Raw genomic sequence first — 19,014 nt, forward strand, 5'->3', positions numbered from 1 at the left:
TATCATTTTTAATAACTTGTTTTTAATGATTTGGTTTGAATTTTCCATGCTGCGTGATGGCACGTAGCATGAACTGACAATTTGCGTTAGGAGCAATGCCCGATGAGTGAGCACTCAAGCAACAATGCACAAAAAGACGAACAAAAAAACGATTTTATTCGCAATATCATTCGTGACGATGTCAAGGCGCAAAAATACCCACAAATCGTGACGCGTTTTCCGCCAGAGCCAAACGGTTACTTGCACTTGGGGCACGTAAAATCTATCTGCCTAAACTTTGGCGTGGCTGAAGAGTTTGGTGGTGTTTGTAACCTGCGTTTTGATGACACCAACCCAACCGCAGAAAAGCAAGACTTCATCGACAATATCGAAAATGATGTCAAATGGCTTGGATTTGAGTGGGCAGGAGAGGCGCACCATGCGTCAGGCTACTTTGACCAACTTTATGCTTGGGCGATTCAGCTTATCAAACAAGGCGACGCTTATGTAGATTTGCAATCGCCTGAGCAAATTAAAGAAAACCGAGGCTCATTCAATGAGGCAGGCACGGCGTCACCACATCGTTCTGCCAGTGTTGAAGAAAACTTGTCCCTCTTTAATGACATGAAAGAAGGTAAGTTTGCAGAAGGTAAAGCCGTGTTGCGCGCCAAGATTGATATGGCAAGCCCAAACATGAATATGCGTGACCCCGTTATCTACCGCGTCATGCATCAAGCGCATCACCAAACGGGTGATAAATGGTGCATTTATCCGATGTATGATTTTGCCCATCCGCTCTCTGATGCACTCGAAGGCATTACCCATTCATTGTGTACGCTGGAGTTTGAAGATCATCGTCCATTTTATGATTGGGTCATTGACAAAATTGGCTTTGATGTACCACCGCATCAGTATGAATTTAGCCGCTTAAATGTCGATCATACCTTGACCAGCAAGCGTAAGCTTAAACAGTTGGTTGACGAAAATATCGTTAGTGGTTGGGATGATCCGCGTATGCCGACGATCGCTGGCATGCGTCGCCGTGGTTATACACCAGAGGGTTTACGTGATTTCTGTGAGCGTGTTGGTGTAACTAAAGTAGACAGCGTCGTTGACTTTCGCTTATTAGAATTTAGTATTCGCCAATCATTAGAGACGACCACAGGTCGCGGTATGGCAGTGCTTAAGCCATTAAAAGTGACTATTACCAACTTTGCTGAAGCGGTCAGCAGTTGGGAGTCGCAAAAGGCTGATAGCGTTAATGCGCGTTGGGACGATGATGCACAGACTTTATGGCTCACGCAGCCAAATCATCCTAATGTCGATATGGGCGAGCGTGAAATTCCTTTCACTGAGACCATCTATATCGATCAAGGCGATTACGAGATTGAGCCGCCAGCAGGGTATAAGCGTCTATCGCCAGAAAAGCCAGAAATCCGCTTGCGTAATACCTATGTATTGGCAGTGACTGAGCACATTACGGATGAAGCGGGCAATGTGGTCGAACTAAAAGCGACGATTGATCCGGCGACTTTGGGTCAAAATCCTGAAGGTCGTAAGGTTAAAGGCGTGATTCATTGGGTATCAGCTAGCCAAGGCATCCCAGCAACGGTGCGCATGTATGAGCAGTTATTTAGTGTCGAAGACCCAAGTGGCGTCGCTGACGTCCATCAAGCATTAAATCCTAACTCGTTGACTGAACTCAATGCCGTGGTTGAACCGTCATTGGTGAATGCGGACGCTGGCACACGCTTCCAGTTCGAGCGTGAAGGTTACTTTATCTCTGATAGCGAAGACCATAGCACTGACAAACCAATCTTTAACCAAATCGTCAGCTTGCGTGACAGCTATAAGCCAGCTTAATTTATCACTATTAACGGCATTAGCGCTTATTTGAAAAACTACTGAATAATAGTGGTTTGCAAGCTTGCCCATTTCTAGTACGCTAGGGATGGGCTTTTTTGTGCATGATTATAAAGTGATTGATCGTAAGATTTGAGGAAATAATAATGGCAAAATTTTTAAACAGCAGTGGCACGACTTACCATTTAGAAGAATTGATTAAAAATGCGTCTGATAGGTTGATTATCATCAGTCCCTATTTAAAGCTGAATGAGCGTATTAAAGAGCTATTAGAAGACCGTAATCGCCTCAAAATTGATATTAGAATCGTTTATGGCAAGAATGATTTGCACCCAGAAGAAATAAACTGGCTAAAAAATCTGACTTTTATTCGCACCAGCTTTTGCAAAAACTTGCATGCAAAGTGTTATCTGAATGAAAACGAATGCATCATTACCAGTTTGAACCTTTATGAATTTAGCCAAGTCAATAATAATGAAATGGGCGTGCTGATTTATCGTAATGAAGATAGTAAGCTTTATGCCGATACTTATGAGGAGGCACAGCGCATTATTCGTATCAGCGATGAAGTGCGCATGTCGCTTGAAAAAGTGACCGAATCTGATGGTAGGACTGATAATACTGCTACTGCCAGTCATACAATGCCCAGCAATAATGCTAATACAACGGTCGCACCTACTGCTATAGAAGCGGCAACGCCTAATTACTCTAAGCTGACCACAGCAAAGCTTGCCAAAGAGCTGGGTTTTAAGACACAAGAGTTAAATGATAAGTTGCTTGCAGCGGGATATTTACAAGAGCAAGAAGGTGAGCTTACATTAACAGATGCTGGGCGTGCAGCAGGTGGTACCAGTAAAAAAGGTAAATTCGGTGATTTTTGTTTGTGGGATTCTGGGATGGTGATTTGATTCATTCGTTAAGTCTATGCTAAATTACTTAGTAATAAACAGAATAACCGCATTACAATCCTTCACAAGACAGTCATAACCAGTTTGCTAAGATAAAATAGAATTTTTGCTGACGTGCTTTGAGTTATTGTGTAATATCTGACAGGGCACGTTGATAATAAAAAGTACGTTGATAATAATAGAGCACGCAAATATCTTTGGATATTAGTGCTCATCACTAACATAGCTAAGGAATTAAGCATGGCACATTTACGTTTAGGCGATACCGCACCGAATTTTGACGCTGCAACCACAGAGGGTAATATCAACTTTCATGAGTGGGCAGGCGATAATTGGGTCGTTTTTTTCTCCCATCCAGCTGATTTTACGCCAGTATGTACTACTGAGCTTGGTCGTGCTGCGGCACTGAATGGCGAATTTCAAAAGCGTGGTGTCAAGCCAATCTGTATCTCTGTTGATGGTATCGATGACCATCATGCGTGGGCAAAAGACATTGGTGAGACGCAAGGTACTGAGCTAAATTTTCCAATCATTGCTGATCCGAACAAAGAAGTCGCTGAGCTATATGACATGATGCATCCAAATGCAGATAGCACGCATACGGTACGCAGTGTCTTCATTATTGATCCAAATAAAAAAATCCGCTTAACGCTGACCTATCCTGCAAGCTGTGGTCGTAATTTTGACGAGATTATCCGTGTCATTGATGCTCTGCAACTGTCTGATGAATATAACATTGCGACGCCAGTTGACTGGAAAGATGGTGATGATGTCATCATTCCACCAAGTGTCAAAAACGAAGATATCGCGGCTAAATACCCTAAAGGTTATACAGAAATTAAGCCTTATTTACGTACGACGCCTGCACCCAATAAATAAGTAGCATGACTGGATGAATGAAATGAAGCCTCATGACGTAACGTTGTGGGGCTTTTTGTTGTTTAGTCTCTGATCAAAAAAGCAAGCCTAATAAGGCTTTGCTATGATGAGCAGAGTAGGATATAACTGTTGTATAAAGGATGGCCAGTCTTTATCTATCATCAACAGCGTAATAACCATAATAAAACCAGATAGCGTTGAGTCGCTTTTGTCTAATCTTACAAGGAGTTTGCCATGAAAAAACTATACGTCACCCGTACTGCGCCCAATCCACGTAAAGCCCTTATTTTGTTAGCATCAAAAGGCATCGATGTCGATGATATGGATGATGTAGACGTGATTGATATTGATTTTGCTGCCAATGAGCAAATGTCAGACGAGTTCACCAAAATAAATCCAATGCAGACCGTGCCAGTTCTCATACTAGGGGATGGCACGGTACTTAATGACTCACAGGCTGTATGTGAGTATCTCGACCGTGTCTATGGTGAGCGCTCGGTGATGGGGAATGATGTAATACAACGTGCGCAAGTGTGCGCTATGCGCCGCATTGCTGAGTTTGAAGTATTATATAATTTTATGCTGGCTTTTCAGCACAGCCATCCGTCCAAAGCCCAACGTGTTGAGCAAGTCCCAGAGTTTGTCGCGCCATCTGTTGCACGGGCTGTTAAAGCCCTTGCTTATTTTGAGAATATTTTAGAAGGTCGTGAGTATTTGGTTGGTGAACAATTAAGCTTTGCTGATATCGTCCTATATCTCGGTTTGGATTTTGGTAAAGTCCTGAACGTAAATCCGAATGAGCAGGGCGAAAATCTTGCGCGTTTTTATCAAATGATGAATGAGCGTTTCAGTATTAAAAATATGGCAAAAGCCAAAATTGCTCATACAAACGAGTAAGACTAGCGCGAAAAATTAAAAATGTGACATCATTGATGGTCTTGAATAATTGATGAAATTTTCAATTATCTGAGACCATTGATTTTTTATGGTACTTTTAAATATTAAAATAGCAGTTACGATGAATCCATAAAAATAAACACTTTGTTACAACCATGGTAATCAACGGCGCTATAGTGGTGAATTGTGACGCTTTAATAAAGTGGATATCATCAGCCCCTTATTGTTAAATATTTAACCTGATTTTTTAAATACTTTGACTTAAAAAAGGGATAACCACAAGGTATGACTGCTATGACCTCATCTGTTAAAAAACGGCCAATTCGATTCACTTTACTACCAAGTTTGTTGGCACTAAGCGTTGTTTTAAGTGCTTGCCAAGATGCTTCTTTGCCCAATGAAAGTGACGTACAGGAAGGCACTCAGACAAGCGCTGATGCAATAAATGGTGATGGCATAGAGATGAATGCTGATGCAGTAACGGATGATATTCAGATGGATAAGATGAGCGCTGAAGAGAAAATGATTGCCAATCTTTCACGTTATCGTTGGACATTGATGTCTGCAATGGACAAAGGCGCACAGCCATTAAACATGCTGACGGATATTAAAGACCAAGTGCGTTTGTCTTTTAATCAATACCAAGGTGAGAATACGTTAAGTTATAGCGTTGGCTGTAATACTATGAGCGCTGGCTACCAATTGCAAGGTCACACTTTGACTATTGAAGAGGGTATGAGTACGAAAATGTCTTGTGGTGAGCTCGATAAGGCTGAAAATAGTTTAAGTCAGCTGATGCAAGGTGAAAGCCAGTTAACATTAGTGAAAGCTAACAGTGCCAAAGATGGCGACGCTAAAGACAACAACTCTCAGGATGATAGTCTTAAGAGTGATAAGCCAATATTAACCCAAGTGACCAGTGTCGGAGCAACGTTGATTTGGGAAGGCAGGCTTACATCACAAGCCAAGTATAATAGTAAAGGTGAGACCGTATTCTGGGCAGTAAGCTCGAAAATGATACCTTGCACTGATAATGGCTCAGAGATGTGTCTACAAGTGAAACCCATTACCTATGATGACCAAGGTATTAAAACGAGCGAAGGCAAGTGGGCAGTCTTTACGGATGAAATCGATGGTTATCAGCATGATGGCATGCATGATGAAGTATTACGTCTACAGCGTTACCCATTAGACAGTGACGATAGTACAGAAGGTGAAGAATATGCTTATGTGTTGGATGCAGTGATCGAAAGTGCCGTCGCAGAGTAGTCGGTTTAAGCCTTTGCATTTTTATAGTAAAGCGATTTTATAGTAAAGTGATAGTGTAAATAACTTAGACAGTTCGAAAAACACGCGCTATTTAGACGCGTGTTTTTTATGCTTGTGTTATAAGCGTTCTTAACGCAAATTGCCTAAATCTTCTTCTGTCAAACGCCAGCGACCTTTTTTCTTAGATGCACCGCGCCCACGCATGGCGCTGTTTAATATTAATTTATTCATGGAATGGCTTGAATGCGCATGACAGATGGCGCAGGCAAGACCATCGGCGGCATCTTGCTGTGGCACGACATCCAAAGATAGTATGCGGCAGACCATCTCTTGCACTTGCTCTTTTGCCGCTGCACCATAACCGCAAACGGCTTGCTTAATCTGGCGTGCAGTATATTCTGACACTTCTAAATCCAGAGCAACCATAGCGGCAATAGCAGCACCTCGCGCTTGCCCAAGTTTCAACGCTGAGTCAGGGTTTTCTGCCATAAATACTTGCTCAATGGCAGTATAGATAGGCTCATCAGCATATTTCAAATGATGCTGTGTGATGCGCGTTAAGCCATTAAAAATCCGCTTTAGACGTTCAGGCATCTCTTTGGTGTCGGTACGTATGGTACCTGCATCGATATAGGTGAGTTTGTCGCCTGTTTGTTGCACGATGCCATAACCGGTCATGCGCGAACCAGGATCAATCCCGATAATAATTGCCATAATATCCCATCTTGCTTACATTTTATTTTATATTCAATCCTATATAAATCAGATACGGTGTCAGACTCGCTCAGCCTACTACTCGTAGTACTTTTACTCATCTTCCTTGTATCCAAATTATATTGTACCGACTATATGGCTTAAAAATCAGCCTTAAGTTTGATAGTATAGCAATCAATCCCCATATACATCATATGTTAGCCATTTTAATTTTCATGGCGCTTAATTTTTTAGATTTTATCTTATAGGACGACACTTTATGGGTCAGATAGTTGGTATTGCCATTGTTTGGTTTATTATCGAAATGCTACTTTGGTATTTGCTTGCTCAGTTTATGAGTGGTTGGTGGGTATTTATGTGGTTTATTATCGCCGCAGTCATCGGTATCTCCCTCTTGCGTAAAGGGATGGCTGCCCTCAATCCAATGGCGCAGCAAATGAAAGCAGGTGGCATGATGAACCCATCGATGCGTCCGCAAGAATCAACCATGATGAAAAGTGTGGCCATGGCAGCGGCTGGTATTCTGCTACTCATTCCAGGTGTGCTGAGCGATTTGCTCGCATTATTGGTGATATTGCCACCCGTGCAAAAGAAGCTCAAAGACTTTGCTAATAATTATGTCATGAATAATCAGCAAAAAATGATGGAAATGATGGCCAAGCAAATGGGTGGACAGATGGGCGGCGGACAAAATCCGTTTGGTGGCATGGGCGGTCAAAACCCATTCGGCGGCGCAGGTGGTATGAATAATCAGAACCCATTTGGTCAACAACAAAACCCGTTTGGCGATGGGTTTAAACAGCATACAACGATTGATGGGACAGCAAAAACCATTCCCAAGGATGTGAAAAAAATCACCAAATCTGCCAATGATGAATAGTAGAATTAATCGGCAAGCATAGAAAAACCCCCTTTTATCAATGATAAAAGGGGGTTTTTAATGGTTATTACTAAGTCTTTATGAAATGGTAGATTATAAGTAAACCTACCGAATATAAATAAAATAATAATTAACCGAATAGAACAACCGAAGTGCCGCTGTAAGATGGTGACCCATGAACCGTGAAGTTCAGGGCGGATGCGTCACTGCCTCTGCAGGTTTCCTGATACACCGCAAGCGGTGCAGGCATACACAATGAAGCAATAGGTACCACATCCTGGTAAAGCATTATCGGCTCAGGGAATAAACATCTACTAGCCAACACTTCAGAATATAATTATCTTAACGAATGGTTTGAATGATTGCAAGTATGATTTACAGATTGATACGTAGATTTAGAGAGTGGCATTATTGCTATTAAGTTTTAACCGCCTTTTCTACTGATAGATGTGCTTTAAATAAGTATGCTTTAAACGCTTAAGAGTGGGCGTAAAATGACGATTTTTCAGCTATTTTAAGATGTGTGTTAATATAGAGGGCTTTAAACATCCTAATATAGCATTATAGGCGTTCATTCACTTGAGGAGCGGTAATCCATGACCAATACCCAGCAACAATCAGCATTTATCGATGATAATCAGGCTCAGCTCAATAGTAAGCAGGATGGCGATCAAAATAAAAAAGTGCCGCATGTCTTAATGATATTAGATGGTTTTGGGCATCGTGAAGACGATAAGGATAATGCGATTGCTGCCGCCAGTATGCCAAATTTGGATAGGATTTATCAGCAATATCCGCATGGATTGATCTCTGCTTCTGGAGAAGATGTTGGTTTGCCAGATGGGCAGTTTGGCAATTCAGAAGTTGGGCACATGAACTTAGGTGCGGGTCGCGTTCTGTATCAAGATTCGACTCGTATCTCAAGTGAAGTAGCCAATCGTGAATTTTATAAAAACGAAGCCTTAGTCAAGGCGGTTAAAGCCGCGAACGAGTTGGGTGGTAACGTCCATATCATGGGTTTGCTGTCAGATGGTGGTGTACATTCGCATCAAGATCACATCGAAGCAATGTGCCACTCGGCGTTAGTGCACGGCGCCAAAAATGTCTTTGTTCATTGCTTCTTGGATGGACGCGACACCCCACCTAAATCGGCGGATAAGTATATTAATCGTCTGCGGGATCATATCAATAAGCTTAATGCTCATTATGAAGGCGGCCGCGTACAGATTGCCAGTATCATTGGGCGCTATTATGCAATGGATCGTGACAATCGCTGGGATCGTGTGCAAAAAGCCTATGAGCTTATCACTGAAGGTAAAGCCGATCGTCTGTCTACGCGTGCAGATGGCGCAGTACAAGCTGCTTATAAGGCACGCGAAACCGATGAATTTATTAACCCGACCGTAGTGATTGGCCGTGATGAAGTGCCATATACCGTTGATGACAATGACGCGCTTATCTTTATGAACTTCCGTGCTGACCGTGCCCGTGAGCTGGCGCAAGCTTTTGTCTTGCCAGATCATGAGTTTTCAGGGTTTGCCCGCAATAAGCAGCCAAAACTTGCGGCGTTTGTGATGCTGACCAAATATTCTGACGTTTTAGCAGACAATCCCAAAACTAGCGTTGCTTATTATCCCACGTCGTTGACCAATACACTTGGCGAGTATTTGCAAGACAATGGTAAAACTCAGCTGCGTATCGCTGAAACTGAAAAATACGCGCATGTGACGTTTTTCTTTAGCGGTGGTCGTGAAGAAGAGTATGAGGGTGAAACACGTATTCTCGTACCCTCTCCAGATGTGGCGACTTATGATCTGAAACCAGAGATGAGTGCGCCTGAAGTGACCGATAAATTAGTGGCTGCCATTGAATCAGGCAAATATGACGTGTTAATTGTCAACTATGCCAATGGTGATATGGTCGGGCATACAGGGATTTTTGATGCGGCTGTAAAAGCAGTAGAGGCGCTAGATGTCTGTGTTGGCCGTATTGAGTCAGCGGTACGCGCTGCTGGCGGTGATATGCTTATCACAGCAGATCATGGCAACTGTGAGCAGATGCAAGATTACGAAAGCGGTCAAGTACATACTCAACATACCACTGAACATGTGCCACTCATTTATGTGGGTGAGAAAAAGCTACAAGTACGTAGTCGTGGTAAGTTGAGCGATGTCGCACCGACTATTTTGGCGCTGATGGATATTGAGCAGCCTGCTGAAATGACGGGCGAAAGCTTACTGGTTCCAGCGTTGTAAGTCAGGCATTTAATACGATTATATTGACAACTTACTAGCATTGTTAGAAGTAATAGAAAGGGGAGAGATATTTATTGTCTCTCCTTTTTTTGATCTGTTTTTTAAGAGATATTTGGCTGACTTTATTTATCTTTAAATGTTTGGATAGTAAAGAAAATAAGGGCCAGCATGATATTTCGCCTGCTAAACAAACTTGACACCGCTACTCATCATTTGATGAAATCATATCAGTTATCGTGAATGTTACTTGCAATACTCTCCTAGTCTTAGACTGGCTCTTGATGCTATCTTATGAGATAAATATTCATCTATATATCTATAAAAATAATTCTATTATTAAACGAGTTCTCTTATGCGTTCTATTTATTTTATGCGCTTACCAGTGACGAAGCGATTGGGCAAACAAGCAATGAAGGTATTCACTGCGCCGACTATTTTTAAACCTGCATTGATGATAGGTCTGCTTGGGCTCAGCACTGCTAGTATGTACGCACAAGCAGCGAGGTCACCAGCTAATGCGACCATCAATAATCCCACCGCCAGTCTACAACTGATTAGCTTAAATGCCGATGAGATAGCCACAGAAGATGACACTAATAATTTATCAGATGTCGCTGATATGCTTGAGTCGGCCGACCAAGTTGACGATTCGATAGACAGTGTCGCAGATGAGAGTGCCTTGACTGATGACACGAATGAGATCGATGTCAGTATTCCACCTGAGGTTGCGCAAGTATCATTGAATGCCATTTCTCCAGAAACGCTCAAGACGTTTGTTGCGGTAGTGGATTTGGTACGCCGTGAATATGTAGATGCGGTCAACGATGAAGAGCTGTTCAATAATGCGTTGAGTGGTATGTTGACTAAGCTAGATAGTCATGCTGAATTTTTAGATGCTGAGGCTTATGAAAACCTGCGTGCCTTTACCGAAGGTGATGTGGGTGATGTTGGTATTAAAGTCAATTATCAGCCTACAGATGGCTATTGGGTGATTACAGAGGTTATTGATGCATCGCCTGCAGATAAAAAGGGCATTGCGGTTGGCGATTATTTACATCAAGTCGGTGATTTCAAACTTGATGAAGATAAAGAAAGTAACGATATCGAGCAGCTTTTGACAGGGATTGCGGGTACGCAAGTAGATGTTATCACCTCAAAAGCTGGTCGCCGCAAACATACCACGACCTTGCAGCGTAATAACAGCCACCCTCAAACGGTCGAGGCAAGTCTCATTGACGGTATCGCTGTTATTAAGTTGCCTGCCTTTCAAAATAATAGTCGTGAAAAACTCTTGGAAGGCTTGATAGATCTAGACGCACCTATCACAGGTATCTTGCTAGATATGCGTGATAATCCAGGCGGGGTGCTAACGTCGGCGGTGAGTGTGGCCAGTTTGTTTATGAGCGACACTAATGTGGTACAAGTAAAGGGTCGTCAAAGTGATACGCGTACGCTATCCACTCAAGGTCTGGCGATACTTGAATCATTGCCAGTGGTGGTACTGCAAAATCGCTATTCGGCGTCAGCGGCAGAGGTGCTTGCTAGCAGCTTACAAGCACAAAAACGTGCCACAATCGTTGGTGAAGTCAGCTATGGTAAAGGGTCGGTACAGTCAGTCATCCCACTGAATGATGAGCAGGCTGTCAAACTCACCGTCGCCAACTATATGACAGCGTCAGGCAATAAGATCGATGGAATCGGTGTAGAGCCTGATATGACCTTGTCAGGAAGTGAAAGTACATGGGAGCAGCAAGCGCTTGCTTTACTAAAAACAAAAGCACTTGATTCGGGCATTCGTTTTGTCCGAAAACCTGCCAAAGTCGATCAAGCGGTGGCAGGCAATAGGGTTCAGTAAGGCTCACTTAAAGACAGGCTATCGCAATATATTAACGTTAAAATATCATTTGTCGTTATTCAAAAATGGCGAATGCTATGGCTCGAATTGATCCTCAGCTATCTCTAGTTTTTTCATGCGATAGCGTAAAGAGCGAAAAGTGGTGCCTAGTAGTTCAGCTGCTTGCGTTTTATTCCAAGCAGTTTTTTTTAGCGCGGTAATAATCAACTGTTTTTCTTGTTCTTGTAGGTAATGTTCCAACCCTTGAGAGGGTAACTGACCATCCTTTAATTTGCTTAGAATTGCTTTTTCATCACTTTCTTGCAGAATAGATCGATTAGTGACAGATTCTTCGTGATTGTGACGGGCTGTATGGTTGGGGTTTTCTGCATGATGGCTTTCTGAACGCTGTATCATAGAAGGGTAGTGCTGAACGTTAGTACGATAAGGGTGCAAGTTGGTCGTCACTTGCTTGACCTGTGGTGCTATAGTCTCATCCATAGATTGAATGACTTTTTCTCTATTTTCTATCGATTGAGCGACCATTTGGTTGCTTGTTTGACGCTCAGAATGTTGAGTATTATTGACAACCGCTGGCTCACTCTTCTGATCTTGAGAGACTGCGCGGTGATGGGTTATATCAATATCAGGCAAACCCAAGTGGCTGATGTCAATGTGCTGTGTCTCTGCTAGGGTTACTGCACGTTCAAGGACGTTACGCAGTTCACGAACGTTGCCCGCAAAGTTATGATCTTGCAAACGCTCGCATGCCTCAACAGTGAGTATCGGTGGGTTCTCTAACTGCCATTCATCAGCAATTAATGTTAAAAAGTGCTTGGCTAATACAGGGATATCGTCACGACGTGCATTGAGCGTCGGCAGTTTTAACTCAATCACATTGATACGGTAGTACAAATCTTGTCGAAACGCACCGTCTTGTACCAATTGGTTTAGGTTTTTGTGGGTGGCGGACAAGATACGAATATCTACGGGAACCTCTTTGGTATCACCAATGGCTCTCACCGTTTTTTCTTGAATGGCGCGCAGTAGTTTTACCTGCATGGCTAAAGGCAAATCAGCCACTTCGTCTAAAAATAACGTGCCGCCATTGGCTTGCTGAAACAGCCCTTGCTTGTCAGCGACAGCTCCTGTAAAGCTGCCTTTTTTATGACCAAAAAACTCTGATTCCATCAGCTCTGATGGTATCGCCCCACAGTTTACTGGTACAAAGCTACCATCACGGCGTGGGCTTAAATCATGAATCAATCGGGCAACCACTTCTTTACCAGTACCCGAAGCGCCTGACAAAAATACAGGTGCTTGTGAGCGTGCTAATTTTAAAATAGTATTTTTCAGTGGGTGCATCACCGCAGAATCACCAATGAGTCTACTGTCCAGCAGTTTTTGTTCGGGTGAGCATTCGGCTGTGGCTTTTGTTTCATTGTCTTGATGAATAACTTTTAAAGCATTTTCCACCAGTTGACGTAGGCGCGGTAACTCAAGAGGTTTATTCACAAAGTCAAAAGCACCAAGCTTCAATGCTTCAATGGCGAGGTCCATACTGCCGTGAGCAGTAATCACGGCAATGGGCGTACTAGAGCTATTACTGATTTCTTTTACCAACTCTAGTCCTGACCCATCAGGCAGCTTTAAATCGGTCAGACAAAAATCGTAATCATTGTCTTGCCAGTATGATCTTGCTTGTGACAGAGTATATGCTACATCACTTTTAATGCCCATTTTGGTCAAAGTAATTTGCATCAATCGGCACAGATCCACTTCGTCATCAACGACTAGCGCGGTTGTTGTCATACATCATCTCATCGTATTCAATAGCTATAAAATGGTAAAAACCAAGAGGCCTTAATGGCAAAGTATTCCATATAATATTAATACTTGGTAACGTTAATATTTATAAAATAGTGGCATTAACATTATGTTCAGTTTTATTTACATGAGTATCAGCGCCAATAGCAGGTGCTATCAAGCGAAAACAGGTTTTTTCATGTTCAGGAATATAAAGCAAACGAGTTTGGTTGGCCTCACAAAAAGCTTGTGATAAATACAGTCCTAAGCCTGTCCCTGCTTGATCTGTCGTAAAAAATGGATTGAATAAATGTTCTAAGTCTTTGGTGCTAACCCCACGACCAGCATCCAAGATATCAATTATAACATCGTTATCCGCACAATAAATCTCGATTTCCACATAGGCATGAGGGTGGGCGTAGCTACTGTAGCGCAAGCCATTGTTGATTAAATTGATTAAGACTTGCTCTAGTTGATGCGTGTCGAATGATATGGTCGGTTGTGTTTTTACGTGTAGAAAAACATCGTGTCCTTGAAAGTAATTCTCTAAAAATGTTGGCATCCAGTCTGCCAGTATAATCGACTGCTGGTTTGCAGTTTGCTGGCGAGACAATTTTAGTACATCTTCGATAATGCGATTCACGCGTTTTGTTTGTGAAAATATCATTTGATAAAGCTCATGATTCGCTGCCATATCGTCATTTGAGATAGTCGCCGTTATTGTATTATCTGCTGTATCGACTTCTAGATTGGCTTCTATAACATCTTCCATTAATAATTGGCTGGCTTGTGATATCGCTGCCAAAGGATTCCTTATTTCATGGGCGATGCTCGCCGTCAATTGCCCTAAAGAAGCCAGTTTCAATTGTTGGGCACTGGCTTGCTCGCGGCGTAAGTCCTCTAACATTATCAATTTACTGTCATCTTTTAATGGAATAATTTGTACGCGCAGTTTACCGAATATGGAAGCGTTTGCGACTGCAGGCAAATCATAAATAAAGGTACGTGATTGGCCTGCCGCTACTGACAAACAGGCTTTAAATAGCTGCGTATGTTGTTGACCAAGCTGCTGCTGAAAGTTAGATAAGAGTGCACTGCGAGTATTGTTTCGAGTATCTTTTGTATCAATAGAGGTGTTGTGCAATGATGCGGAAGGGGTGTGCGAAAGGCTAAGTAATTGGTGAGCGGCAAGGTTTGCTAAAACGATATGCTTTTTATCGATGACGATGACACCATTGACCATTTGCGTGATGACTTCTTGGTTGATGACGTTTAATCGTTCAACTTCTTTAGCGTGACTCGCTGCTACTTTCTCAAGTTGTACCAAACGCTGTGAGATGGACCAGCTCAAACCACCAACCGCCAAAAAGCTGGCTGACATGAGCAATGCGTCCCCTAAATTTGCTAAGCTCATGCTATTGGCAATGGCATAAAAGAATTGCTGATAAATGACAAAAATAATAGCGAGTAAGGTAATAATTAAGGCTTGTGAGCCGTGTAGCAACATAAAACTCGCTGCGACGACCACCATATATAGCATGGTCAACTGTAAATCAGGCGCACCCGCTGTATATAGTAATAAGCTTAATATAATGACGTCTAATACTAAACCAAAAGCTAACTGCCGCCGCATTTGATGATTAACGACATAAAACAAGCCAAGTAAAATAAGACTCAGTAGGAAATAAAAGCTAAGCGTTGTTTGTTGTAAAAAGCTTGGTAGAGAGAGGCTGTTGTCAGAGTGAGCGGTGATATATACCATCAGTAGAGAAAACAGACTAACAGCAAAGCGGTAACTGCTATAAATAAGCCCCAACCTGCGCAATTGAGGTGGAGATAGCGTGTCATCACGATGCAAATAATGAGTAACAGTAGAGACGATATTAGTAGCAGGCTTCATAGATTGACCGCAATAAGGGAACAGTTGCTAGGGCGTGTCCTCATTTTAAAAATAGGGGTAAAATGAGATAAATTACAATCAAACAAGGAATATATCGTCATTAATATCGGGATATTTGACGATACTTGATAAAATTTAGCCATTTTCAGCCCATGTAGATGTCCATCAATTGAACTGAGGACACGCCCTAATGAGTTATGGCTGAATTAGACCATGACGAATGGCCAAATGTGTTAACTTCACATCGCTATCAACCCCAACTTTTTCATAAATACGATAGCGGTAAGTGTTGATGGTTTTGACACTCACAAATAGCTGATCGGCGATTTGCTGCGGGCTTTGACAGTTAACAACCATCATTGCCACCTGTTTTTCGCGATCACTCAGTAAGTCAAAAGGTGAGTTGGCATTATCTGACAGCAAAACATCAGCCAGTTGCTCAGCGACATCTTGGCTAAAATAACGACCACCTTGATAGATTTTTTTGACAGCGCGAATCATCTCATCGAGTGGCGTGCCTTTAGTGATGTAACCGTTGACGCCAGCTTTGATGAGCATAGAAGGGTAAGGCTGCGCTGACATACTGCTGACGGCCAATATTTTGATACCCATATCCAGCTGAATTAAGCGTTTGGTTGCTTCAAGCCCACCAATATTAGGCATATTGACATCAAGCAAAACCACATCAGGGCGCAATTGTTTGGCCAATTTGATGGCCATGTCACCGCTGTCCGCTTCGCCGATTACTTCGATATCGATACTATCTGACAACATGCGGCTAATACCCATTCTCACCAAATCATGATCATCTACTACCAGTACTTTAATCATAACGATACTCTTTGTTGTTTGTCAGAATGAAGGCTTTTATTGACGCTAAATGACAAAAAATAAAATCATTAGAGTCGTTTTTTTAGTTTTTGAAAAAAATAAAATATTGCTAATCTTTTAGATAGATACCATTGTTTAATATAACAAAAAACGAATAATTACAGTGTCCAAAGTTAAGATATATTGCTGAAATGTGAGTCAATGTTTCTGTAATATAAAGTGGTTGTAGTAAAATTTGAATTACACCAAAATAAATTATTAAATCAGCTTGATACATTAAACTTAAATGCAAACCATGATACACTAAAAATACAAAAACTCTATACGAGTACTTATAAACCCATTCATAAACGCTACGTACGTTGTTGCTATTGGTTAGTATGTAACTGATTCTCTAATTAACAGCATCGTGACAGCAGGAGGCATAATGAAGCAACTACCATTAACCAAACAGCAATTAATCGCTGCTATGATTTCATTGAGTTTGGGCAGTGTTGCACAAGCCGCACTTACTATTAATGGTAGCGCTGACACTAGCTCTAGTGCTCGCATGAGTTGGGGCGGTGCTGATAGTTTATCTGAAGCACGCAATATTATGTACAAATCCAAAGGCTCAGCTATCAAGAAAGTCGATAGTGGCAATGGTACGACCAGTATCACCAACGCCAATAGCTTCGGTAGTAGTAATAACAGTTACAATAGCAGTAATAGCTACAATACAACGTATCGTGGCTCATTTGGTAGCAGTAACATGATACCGATCAGCACTGATTCGCGTAGTGTTGCGGTCATCGATGCTGAAACGGGCGAATCTATTTATGAAAAAGATGCTGACATTGCACGTCCAATGGCCAGTATCTCTAAAGTGATGACGGCCATGGTCGTATTGGATGCTGGTCTCGATATGCGTGAAGAGCTCACACTCGATCCAGAAGATTTCGTCGGCCCTAAGCGAGCCAGCTCTAACCTTAAATCAGGCGATCGTTTGAATCGTGCCGAGATGTTGCTCATGGCATTGATGAAATCAGAAAACCCAGCAGCAAAGAGTTTAGCGCGTAATTATCCAGGTGGCTATACCGCCTTTATACGTGCCATGAATCGTAAAGCTCAAGATCTGGGTATGACCACAGCTTTCTTTGGTGATCCAACGGGTCTTGATAAGCGCAACGTCGCTTCATCAAACGACTTGGTTAAAATGGTTCGCGCGGCGGGCAACTATGACGTGATTCGTCGTTTCTCGACCACCAAGAGCTATGACTTTTATGTGTCTAACTACTCAAGTGGTAACCGTACTTATAAAGCCAATAACACCAGTAGCTTGGTTCGTGCCGGTGATTATCCAATTGGTATCTCAAAAACAGGTTTCATCAATGAAGCTGGTCGTTGTGTGGTCATGGAAACGCGTGTGAATAACCGTCCAGCAATTATCGTCATCTTAGGAGCTAACAGCTCAGCTACACGTTGGGGTGATGCCAAAAATATTCTAAACAGTCTAGCGACACGCCGCACGGTATAACCTTACTGTTTTAGCATTTATAAAAAGGCTGTTATTCGATATAACAGCCTTTTTATTGTATTGAATTTAAAGTGTGTCTTCAATTTAATCAATGGACTTCTAAATGGGCTAAAAATTTATCTCATTTTTATCTCCATTTTTAAAATGAGGACACACTCTAGGAAAAATAACATGACTCAAACATCGACTGTTATATCAGCACCAAAGCTATATTTACTGACCAATGACGATGAGTTTGCGCTGCTGTATCGCAAATTAGAAGCAGCACTAGCAACAGGATTCATTGCGCTGTTACAAATTCGTCGCAAGCAGATATTGGCGCTACCTGATGGTGAGTCTCGTCTATACGAAGAGGCTAGACAAATAGTTGAGTTGGCGAAAGCGTACAGCGTACCAGTCGTCATCAATGACAATATTAAACTGGCTGCCAAGCTCGGCGTTGGTGTGCATTTGGGTCAACAAGATGGCGAAGTCACTGATGCTAAGGACGAACTACATGCCAACCAAATGATCGGACGCACTTGTCATGGCAAGATAGAACTGGTTGAAGAAGCAAAAAATGAGGGCGTAAGCTATGCCGCTATGGGTGCGATTTTTACCTCAAATACAAAACCTAACGCCAATATTATCTCGCGCCAGCAGCTTATAGATGGCTGTCAGCAAAATATAGCGATATGTGTCATAGGTGGCTTGACGGCAGAAAATATCACCGAACTGGCAGGTTTGCCGATTACTTACGTGGCGGTCGTTGGCGATATTATGGATTTACCTGTGGATCAAATCGCTGCGCGCTGTAAACAATGGCAGCAGGCATTCTCTCAATGGAAAACGCCTGCTTGACCACTGGAACTTTGGTTTAGAAGGGATGTTTTAGAGTAAAAATGAGTCGTTATTCAGCATGTTCCATACATAGGGTAGCGTAAGGTAGTGCTTGTAAGCGCTGTTCTTCAATTTGCTCACCGCAGACTTCACATTTACCATAAGTCCCGTTTTCAATACGACTTAGTGCATTTTCGACATAGATCAAACTTTGACGGGCTTCAACCATCAAATTTGTACGCATGTCGTTTTGACGATAAGAGATGGCTTGGTCTTCCCAATGCTCATTGAGGTCGTCTTGCGGGTTTTGGATATGATCTTCAATTTTATCGATACGAGTCTCATATTCTTCTTTAAGGGTTAGTAGGTTTTGTTTGGCAGCTTGGAGGTCGATACTCATTGGGTTCTCCTAATGGATTATTTTTATTGTAGGTATTATTTATTATCAGTGCTAATAGCATCTTAAACAGCTTTATTACTAAGTGCCACCACGAAATGTTACTGATTTTTATTAAAATTTAGCCATTTGTATTATTTTTATCCTCATTTTCAAAATGAGGACACGCCCGAGTAAAATTTAATAGTGCGTTCTTTATGAGCACTTGCTAGAAAACTGCTAGAATACACCGCCTCAAATTCTTGCTTGGTTGCTTTTATACAGCCA

At 42.1% G+C, this 19,014-nt stretch carries 15 protein-coding genes and 1 other RNA gene; 10 read left to right on the forward strand and 6 right to left on the reverse strand.

Features of this window, described 5'->3' with window-relative positions:
- Positions 1 to 102: 102 nt before the first annotated feature.
- The 5 genes from B2575_RS11140 to B2575_RS11160 all read left to right on the forward strand — a co-directional run bounded on the left by B2575_RS11140 (position 103) and on the right by B2575_RS11160 (position 5,795).
- Positions 103 to 1,842, forward strand: a complete 1,740-nt coding sequence (locus B2575_RS11140; RefSeq protein WP_296242069.1) for a glutamine--tRNA ligase/YqeY domain fusion protein — start codon at positions 103 to 105, stop codon at positions 1,840 to 1,842.
- A gap of 146 nt (positions 1,843 to 1,988) precedes the next feature.
- Entirely contained in the window at positions 1,989 to 2,750 is a 762-nt protein-coding gene (locus tag B2575_RS11145; protein WP_201614618.1) for a phospholipase D family protein, read from the forward strand.
- Between the two features lie 240 nt (positions 2,751 to 2,990).
- Positions 2,991 to 3,629 carry a peroxiredoxin gene (locus B2575_RS11150; protein ID WP_045446971.1) on the forward strand — a complete coding sequence of 213 codons (639 nt, stop codon included), beginning with the start codon at positions 2,991 to 2,993 and terminating at the stop codon, positions 3,627 to 3,629.
- Between the two features lie 234 nt (positions 3,630 to 3,863).
- Positions 3,864 to 4,526 carry a glutathione S-transferase family protein gene (locus B2575_RS11155; protein ID WP_045446968.1) on the forward strand — a complete coding sequence of 221 codons (663 nt, stop codon included), beginning with the start codon at positions 3,864 to 3,866 and terminating at the stop codon, positions 4,524 to 4,526.
- A gap of 294 nt (positions 4,527 to 4,820) precedes the next feature.
- Positions 4,821 to 5,795: an META domain-containing protein gene (locus tag B2575_RS11160; protein WP_296242074.1), complete on the forward strand. Its 975-nt coding sequence runs from the start codon at positions 4,821 to 4,823 to the stop codon at positions 5,793 to 5,795.
- A 129-nt stretch (positions 5,796 to 5,924) separates the two neighbouring features.
- On the opposite strand, the gene ruvC is transcribed toward B2575_RS11160, so the two are convergent.
- Positions 5,925 to 6,509 (reverse strand): crossover junction endodeoxyribonuclease RuvC, encoded by a 585-nt coding sequence (ruvC, locus tag B2575_RS11165; protein WP_045446965.1) that lies wholly within the window; start codon positions 6,507 to 6,509, stop codon positions 5,925 to 5,927.
- A gap of 259 nt (positions 6,510 to 6,768) precedes the next feature.
- Here ruvC and B2575_RS11170 point away from each other — a divergent pair, with 259 nt between their 5' ends.
- Entirely contained in the window at positions 6,769 to 7,389 is a 621-nt protein-coding gene (locus B2575_RS11170) for an FxsA family protein (protein WP_055123798.1), read from the forward strand.
- Between the two features lie 140 nt (positions 7,390 to 7,529).
- On the opposite strand, the gene ssrS is transcribed toward B2575_RS11170, so the two are convergent.
- Positions 7,530 to 7,725, reverse strand: a non-coding RNA gene (ssrS, locus tag B2575_RS11175) — 6S RNA.
- A gap of 260 nt (positions 7,726 to 7,985) precedes the next feature.
- Between ssrS and gpmI the strand changes: the two genes are divergently transcribed.
- Both gpmI and B2575_RS11185 read left to right on the forward strand, forming a co-directional pair.
- Complete coding sequence (gpmI, locus tag B2575_RS11180) at positions 7,986 to 9,644, forward strand: 2,3-bisphosphoglycerate-independent phosphoglycerate mutase (protein ID WP_296242075.1); 1,659 nt, start codon at positions 7,986 to 7,988, stop codon at positions 9,642 to 9,644.
- A gap of 352 nt (positions 9,645 to 9,996) precedes the next feature.
- Complete coding sequence (locus B2575_RS11185) at positions 9,997 to 11,499, forward strand: S41 family peptidase (protein ID WP_296242077.1); 1,503 nt, start codon at positions 9,997 to 9,999, stop codon at positions 11,497 to 11,499.
- A gap of 75 nt (positions 11,500 to 11,574) precedes the next feature.
- Here the strand turns inward: B2575_RS11185 and B2575_RS11190 are convergent, their stop codons facing one another.
- The 3 genes from B2575_RS11190 to B2575_RS11200 all read right to left on the reverse strand — a co-directional run bounded on the left by B2575_RS11190 (position 11,575) and on the right by B2575_RS11200 (position 16,015).
- Entirely contained in the window at positions 11,575 to 13,290 is a 1,716-nt protein-coding gene (locus B2575_RS11190) for a sigma-54-dependent transcriptional regulator (RefSeq protein ID WP_296242078.1), read from the reverse strand.
- A 100-nt stretch (positions 13,291 to 13,390) separates the two neighbouring features.
- Positions 13,391 to 15,184: a sensor histidine kinase gene (locus tag B2575_RS11195; RefSeq protein ID WP_045451191.1), complete on the reverse strand. Its 1,794-nt coding sequence runs from the start codon at positions 15,182 to 15,184 to the stop codon at positions 13,391 to 13,393.
- Positions 15,185 to 15,379: 195 nt separating this feature from the next.
- Positions 15,380 to 16,015 (reverse strand): response regulator, encoded by a 636-nt coding sequence (locus B2575_RS11200; RefSeq protein WP_055123802.1) that lies wholly within the window; start codon positions 16,013 to 16,015, stop codon positions 15,380 to 15,382.
- Between the two features lie 427 nt (positions 16,016 to 16,442).
- Between B2575_RS11200 and B2575_RS11205 the strand changes: the two genes are divergently transcribed.
- Positions 16,443 to 17,531: a serine hydrolase gene (locus B2575_RS11205; RefSeq protein WP_045451193.1), complete on the forward strand. Its 1,089-nt coding sequence runs from the start codon at positions 16,443 to 16,445 to the stop codon at positions 17,529 to 17,531.
- Between the two features lie 171 nt (positions 17,532 to 17,702).
- Complete coding sequence (locus B2575_RS11210) at positions 17,703 to 18,371, forward strand: thiamine phosphate synthase (RefSeq protein ID WP_045451195.1); 669 nt, start codon at positions 17,703 to 17,705, stop codon at positions 18,369 to 18,371.
- A 49-nt stretch (positions 18,372 to 18,420) separates the two neighbouring features.
- Here B2575_RS11210 and B2575_RS11215 read toward each other — a convergent pair whose 3' ends face one another.
- Positions 18,421 to 18,750, reverse strand: a complete 330-nt coding sequence (locus tag B2575_RS11215; protein WP_045446956.1) for a TraR/DksA family transcriptional regulator — start codon at positions 18,748 to 18,750, stop codon at positions 18,421 to 18,423.
- Positions 18,751 to 19,014 lie beyond the last annotated feature (264 nt).

The sequence above is a fragment of the Psychrobacter sp. UBA6739 genome, assembly GCF_002453835.1.
Classification (GTDB): domain Bacteria; phylum Pseudomonadota; class Gammaproteobacteria; order Pseudomonadales; family Moraxellaceae; genus Psychrobacter; species Psychrobacter immobilis_A.

Coding starts and splice junctions, on each gene's coding strand:
- B2575_RS11140 (WP_296242069.1), top strand. CDS start 103: ATGAGTGAGCACTCAAGCAACAATGCACAAAAAGACGAACAAAAAAAC.
- B2575_RS11145 (WP_201614618.1), top strand. CDS start 1,989: ATGGCAAAATTTTTAAACAGCAGTGGCACGACTTACCATTTAGAAGAA.
- B2575_RS11150 (WP_045446971.1), top strand. CDS start 2,991: ATGGCACATTTACGTTTAGGCGATACCGCACCGAATTTTGACGCTGCA.
- B2575_RS11155 (WP_045446968.1), top strand. CDS start 3,864: ATGAAAAAACTATACGTCACCCGTACTGCGCCCAATCCACGTAAAGCC.
- B2575_RS11160 (WP_296242074.1), top strand. CDS start 4,821: ATGACCTCATCTGTTAAAAAACGGCCAATTCGATTCACTTTACTACCA.
- ruvC (WP_045446965.1), bottom strand. CDS start 6,509: ATGGCAATTATTATCGGGATTGATCCTGGTTCGCGCATGACCGGTTAT.
- B2575_RS11170 (WP_055123798.1), top strand. CDS start 6,769: ATGGGTCAGATAGTTGGTATTGCCATTGTTTGGTTTATTATCGAAATG.
- gpmI (WP_296242075.1), top strand. CDS start 7,986: ATGACCAATACCCAGCAACAATCAGCATTTATCGATGATAATCAGGCT.
- B2575_RS11185 (WP_296242077.1), top strand. CDS start 9,997: ATGCGTTCTATTTATTTTATGCGCTTACCAGTGACGAAGCGATTGGGC.
- B2575_RS11190 (WP_296242078.1), bottom strand. CDS start 13,290: ATGACAACAACCGCGCTAGTCGTTGATGACGAAGTGGATCTGTGCCGA.
- B2575_RS11195 (WP_045451191.1), bottom strand. CDS start 15,184: ATGAAGCCTGCTACTAATATCGTCTCTACTGTTACTCATTATTTGCAT.
- B2575_RS11200 (WP_055123802.1), bottom strand. CDS start 16,015: ATGATTAAAGTACTGGTAGTAGATGATCATGATTTGGTGAGAATGGGT.
- B2575_RS11205 (WP_045451193.1), top strand. CDS start 16,443: ATGAAGCAACTACCATTAACCAAACAGCAATTAATCGCTGCTATGATT.
- B2575_RS11210 (WP_045451195.1), top strand. CDS start 17,703: ATGACTCAAACATCGACTGTTATATCAGCACCAAAGCTATATTTACTG.
- B2575_RS11215 (WP_045446956.1), bottom strand. CDS start 18,750: ATGAGTATCGACCTCCAAGCTGCCAAACAAAACCTACTAACCCTTAAA.